Genomic DNA, 4,994 nt, shown 5'->3' with positions numbered 1-4,994 from the left:
TGGGCGTTCTGTCGAGACGTCCACCGGTTCGGCTTCGAGACTTTCCGCAAACTTGCTGAGGCCGGTACGAAACTGGTCGACGATGCGACTGCAGCCATTGAAGCCTAGCCCGAGATGGAGCGCATCAACAAAACCATTGTTCCAGGAAGGATCTATGTCAGACCTAGATAAGATGAGGAAGAAAGTCCGAAAGCTCCAGTTGCGTGCAGCTATTGCCAAGATGGCATTGCAGGACCTTGTCGAGGGTCTGCCGGGCAAGTGGGCCGACATACAGGAAGTCGCCGAGAAAACCCAAGCCGTTTATGCCGAGTTGGATGTTGCCAAGAGAGAACTCGCTTCAATGAAGAATTTAGGATGATGCGCACATTCACCACCCGTGACGGCTCCATTTGGATGCCGTCGTACCTGACCTCCATCGATAGCAAGACCTGCATCGGCTGCTGCCGTTGTTTCAAGGTCTGCTCGCGCGATGTCATGCATCTTCACGGCGTTGATGATGCGGGTGAAATCCTCGGCCCCTGCGATGACGAGGACGATGATTTCGACGGCAAGCTCAATCGCATGATCATGGTTGTCGATGATGCCGGCCGCTGCATCGGCTGCGGAGCCTGCGGCCGCGTCTGCCCCAAGAACTGCCAGACGCATGTTGCGGCCGACGAGCTCGCAACATGATCTGGCGAAAACCAGGAGAACGGCGTTGCACTTCATCTTTTTGTCGGCTCGTGGGGCTGGTCCTGTGCAGCAATGCGTCGATGGTTTACTTCGCTTTGGATTCGCTCCGTGTGGCAGTCGTCACGACGCTGGCCTGTTCGCTGCTGCTTCAGGCCGACTACTTCGGCTGCGTGCTCTTTTTCGCGGACGTCGATGATCTGTAGAACTGTTCATTCGCTCCGCAGAGGGCCGGCGAATCCAATCTCTTCCTAAGCCCGTTGGCCGTAATCGAAAGACACGAGGCCGGCGAGTTCGTGCTCAGCTGCCACAGTGCTAGCAAGGGAACGGAATCCAATCCCGGAGCAGATGGCGAGAGTTGAGCGAAGACTGCGGTCGGAGCTCCTGCGCTTCCGGGTCTCCAAGGGGACGACTTTGCGAACCGAAGGGACTTTGAAGCGTTGACGTGGCCGGCGTGCGGTAGGTTGGGCCAGCGACAGGGCTCCCAGCCGGCCTGTGCTGACTTCGCTTCCTTTGGCGAAATGTGGGTAACGGCGAGGGCCGCACTCTTCCCGGGCCGTCGACATTCCCGCCCTTTTGGTGCGTGCGCCGTTAGGCGCGACAATTCGGTGCCCGCGTGTAACTGCGCGCATTCGCCGAAGCTTAGACGTGGTGCATTCCCGCTCGCCCGTTTGGCGGACAGTTCCGGCCGTGCTTGTTTTGCCGGCCTAACGCCCGCCGCTCGTCACTGCCACACCCCTCTCCGGCAACGGCTCGGCGCATCGCGCAAGCCGGTTTAGCGATCAGGCCAGGCCCTTCGCGAGTTCCAACGCCTGCCGTTCGAAGAGGCGGCGGTAAATGCCACCATCGAGATTGATCAGGGCGGCATGATCGCCGTCCTCCATGATGCGGCCACGGTCGAAGACGAGCAGCCGATCGAGCGAGCGGACGGTCGACAGCCGGTGTGCGATGACGAGTGTGGTTCGACCCACCATCAACCGATCCACCGCTTGTTGAATGAGCACCTCGGATTCCGAATCGAGGCTCGATGTGGCCTCGTCCAGAATCAGGATCGGCGCGTTCGCGAGGAAGGCGCGCGCGATCGCCACGCGCTGGCGCTCGCCGCCGGAGAGCTTCAAACCCCTTTCGCCGACCAATGTCCCATAGCCCTTCGGCAGGGGCGCGATGAATTCGTGGGCACTTGCCAGCCGTGCCGCTTGCTCGATCTCGGCCTGGCTCGCGCCAGGCCGGCCATAGGCGATGTTCTCGGCAAGCGACCTGTGAAACAGGATCGGCTCCTGCTGCACGATCGCGATCTGCGAACGAAGGGACTCTTGGGTCACCTCGGAGACGTCCTGACCGTCTATCAGGATCCGGCCGCCGCTCAGGTCGTAGAGTCTCTGGATCAGCTTCACGAATGTTGTCTTGCCGGAACCGGAGGGTCCAACCAACCCAACCCTTTCGCCAGCTTCAATCGACAGCGAACATTCGCTATAGAGCGGCAGGGGATGGTTGGCGTAGCGGAAGTGGACGTTCTCGAAATCGATACGGCCGTTCGTGATCCGGATCGGCTTGGCCTCTGGACGATCGGCAACATCCACCTTCTGATTGTGGATGGCCACCAGTTCTTCCATATCATTAACCGAGTGCTGCACGTTGCGGACATGCATGCCGGCATCACGCAGATAGCCCTGCAGGACGATGAAGGACGTGAGAACATATGCTATCTCGCCCGGCGTTGCCTGTCCATGCGACCACAGAAGCAGGGCATATCCGACCACCGCCACCCTGAGCGCAACCAAAGTTACGCCTTGGGTTGAGCCGATGATCGTTCCGCGCACCCAGCTCCGGCGCGCGCGGTGCCGCCATTTCGTCATGATATTTGCAAGCCGCTCGTCTTCGCGAACCTCTGCGCCGAAGCCCTTGACCACAGCGTTGCAACTGACCGCGTCCGCAAGCGCGCCGCTGAGCCTTGTGTCCCATCGGTTGGCAAGGCTCGCCGCTGGCGCGACATAGCCGAGCGACAGCGAAATCGAAAACGCAAGGTAGACGAGAGAGCCGCAAGCAAAGATCACGCCCATGACCGGCCAGTGCCAGCCGAGCAGCACCGTCGAGCCGATCAAGATGACAAACGACGGGAGCAGCGTGACGAGTATCGTGCTGTTGAGGAGGTCGAGCGCCCACATGCCGCGCGTTATCTTGCGCACTGTCGAGCCGGCGAAGCTGTTTGCATGCCAGTCTGTCGAAAAACGCTGCACATGATGGAACGCTTCGGTCGCGACATCGGAAATCATTTTCAACACCAGGTCGTTCAGGCCAATTAAGGCGACGTGGCGCATGGCAATGGAACCGAGTGCCAATGCAATCGGTACAGAGAATGCTGCAACAGCTGCCGAAGCTGGTGCTGCCGCATTAGCAGCACGAGAAACAGCGTCGATAAGTCGGCCAGAATAGAGCGGCATCAACACGTCAGCCAGCGTGGAGGCGAGCATCGCGGTCATGATGATCGCGAGCCGGGCCGGCTGCCTGTTCCAGAGGCGAACAGTGAAGGCGAAAACGTCGCGACAAGTGGCGCCGCGCCCATGGACGGGGAAACGTTTCATAGTTTCCAAGCGGGCGCATCAACACGCTCGGTCCCAAAGAAGTTAAATGACAAAACTGGAATTTTCGACATCACCCACCACAACAAGATCGGTGGACAGCCCCTGCTGCCCCTCAACGGTCCTATCAAAAGTTGTGCCAAAAAAAGGCTCAGATTTGCATGTTGCTCAACGCGTTGAGAGTCCGGACGGCCAAGCACAATTGTCACGGACTCGACAACCGGCGGTGGATGGAGGCAAATGCGGACATTGACGACAGGATCTAAAGGGGCTTCTCCGCAACGGCAATCTTGCATTCGGCGAAAGCAAGCGGCGTAAGTTCAATACGTCATACCTGACGCGACCAGATGTCGACATACTTGTCTCCATCGCGGAGTGGCAGTCCAAACTGTATGATCGCGACGGTTGCTGCCAAGATTGGCATGAGATGTCGTCTACTTCAGGAGAGCTGGGTCCGCATGAGGATGCAGACTACGACCGGGTCGGCGACATTTTCTCTTGAGCAATTCATGGGAGCAGAGGTACGGCCCGAAACAAACGTTTGTCTGTTTGGATCAGTGCCAGGTTGTTCCTGCGTTGCGGCCCACCTCGTCAACGCCTTCGCCTTCCCGGAATATCTCCTTCCCGAACCTCCCGACGGCAGCCTCGACAAAGCTGCTGACCGAATGCGTCTTGCCGGCGCGAGGACAAAATCGTCAGGCTCGTGATGCTGCAGGATGGGCCACATACATGTCCCCGACCTACCTGTGTGACCGTCTTTAGCGCTGCGCCTCGAGTGAGTGAAGAAGGCATCCGAATCTCGCCTCGATCTTCCGCAAGACGGGAGAGACCTCCTGAAGGCCGCGCCTTCCGAAGGCATCTTTTTCAGACTCGCGCTGCGAGGAGGTGGCAAGAGCCGTTTCCGCGCCACAGTCCGTAAATTTGGGTTGCCGGCCGTCCCTAATTTCCGGTGCGGAGCCCGCCTATTGGCCCTAGCGGCAAGATGACGGCGACGTTATAAATCGGCCGCCGGCGGAAGTTTGGTCGCGACTGGAATGCGGCGACGCCCAGCAATGACTGGCAGATCGTCCATTTCTTGGGTTTCGACAGTTCCTTCTACCACGCGCTACTCTACCCCGCTCTTTATGCCAAGGTGTTCTCCCACTGGACGCCGCGCATCCGCTATCACGTGAATGAGTTCTACCTGCTCGACGGCCAGAAGCTCTCAACCAGCCGCGGCCATGCGGTCTGGGGGAAGGAGGTTCTGAGCCCAAACACAGTCGACATCCTGCCTCTTCATTTGGGCCTGACACGCCCGGAAGGTGAGCGGACGAACTTCACGCGGGACGCGCTACGTCGCACCGAGAACGAGATATTCAAACGGATATGGCTGAATTGGCTTGATGAGCTGGACCAGGAAATCAAGCAGGAGTTTGGTGGCCGTGTGCCCGACGCAGGCGACTGGGCTCCGGCCGACCGCGCCTTCTTTGCTCGAATAGAGATCCATCGCGCGGCGATGGAACGCGCCTATTCGGAGGATGGCTTCTCGGTCAGGCGCGCGGCCGCGCAGGCATGCGATTGCGTGATCTACCGTCAGGCGCCAGACTATGCAGCGGCGCGACGTCTTTTTCCCGCCCGCGGCCAAGCGGAAAGCTGTCGCTCGCCTGAAGGAAGGCTTCGGGATGAGCGAACGGCGGGCGTGTAAAGCCATCGGCTGTTGCCGCATGACGGTTCGCTACCAGACCAGCAGGCCGGACGACCGGGAGG

Annotated in this window: 5 protein-coding genes and 3 pseudogenes; 7 read left to right on the top strand and 1 reads right to left on the bottom strand. The window is 59.5% G+C overall.

The window, feature by feature from the left end; translation table 11 throughout:
• The 4 genes from EN845_RS32865 to EN845_RS32850 form a co-directional block, all read left to right on the top strand.
• The coding region (locus tag EN845_RS32865) for a DUF269 domain-containing protein (RefSeq protein ID WP_135931262.1) at positions 1-108 on the top strand (108 nt) is incomplete at its 5' end.
• A gap of 46 nt (positions 109-154) precedes the next feature.
• A complete protein-coding gene (locus tag EN845_RS32860; RefSeq protein WP_063169367.1) occupies positions 155-358 on the top strand; it encodes a CCE_0567 family metalloprotein in 204 nt (67 codons plus the stop codon).
• Complete coding sequence (gene fdxB / locus EN845_RS32855) at positions 355-672, top strand: ferredoxin III, nif-specific (RefSeq protein ID WP_174800308.1); 318 nt, start codon at positions 355-357, stop codon at positions 670-672. Before EN845_RS32860 ends, fdxB begins: the two co-directional genes overlap by 4 nt.
• The gene (locus EN845_RS32850) at positions 669-875 is read left to right on the top strand and encodes an exopolysaccharide production repressor protein (protein WP_126097330.1); all 207 of its coding nucleotides are present in this window, start codon (positions 669-671) and stop codon (positions 873-875) included. Before fdxB ends, EN845_RS32850 begins: the two co-directional genes overlap by 4 nt.
• A 576-nt stretch (positions 876-1,451) precedes the next feature.
• Here the strand turns inward: EN845_RS32850 and EN845_RS32840 are convergent.
• Positions 1,452-3,251 carry an ABC transporter ATP-binding protein gene (locus EN845_RS32840; RefSeq protein ID WP_127308805.1) on the bottom strand — a complete coding sequence of 600 codons (1,800 nt, stop codon included), beginning with the start codon at positions 3,249-3,251 and terminating at the stop codon, positions 1,452-1,454.
• Between the two features lie 389 nt (positions 3,252-3,640).
• Between EN845_RS32840 and EN845_RS32835 the strand changes: the two are divergent.
• The 3 pseudogenes from EN845_RS32835 to EN845_RS36445 all read left to right on the top strand — a co-directional run.
• A pseudogene (locus EN845_RS32835) lies at positions 3,641-3,775 on the top strand (aminocyclopropane-1-carboxylate deaminase/D-cysteine desulfhydrase family protein); the annotation flags it as partial.
• A gap of 473 nt (positions 3,776-4,248) precedes the next feature.
• Positions 4,249-4,599, top strand: a pseudogene (locus EN845_RS36450) (class I tRNA ligase family protein); the annotation flags it as partial.
• A gap of 262 nt (positions 4,600-4,861) precedes the next feature.
• Positions 4,862-4,994 (top strand): annotated as a pseudogene (locus EN845_RS36445) (IS3 family transposase); the annotation flags it as partial.

Origin of the sequence: Mesorhizobium sp. M8A.F.Ca.ET.202.01.1.1 (genome assembly GCF_004791595.1) — a bacterium.
Taxonomy (GTDB): Bacteria; Pseudomonadota; Alphaproteobacteria; order Rhizobiales; family Rhizobiaceae; genus Mesorhizobium.
Note: the sequence above shows the minus strand (reverse complement) of the source record. Positions and strands in the feature narration are given on the sequence as shown.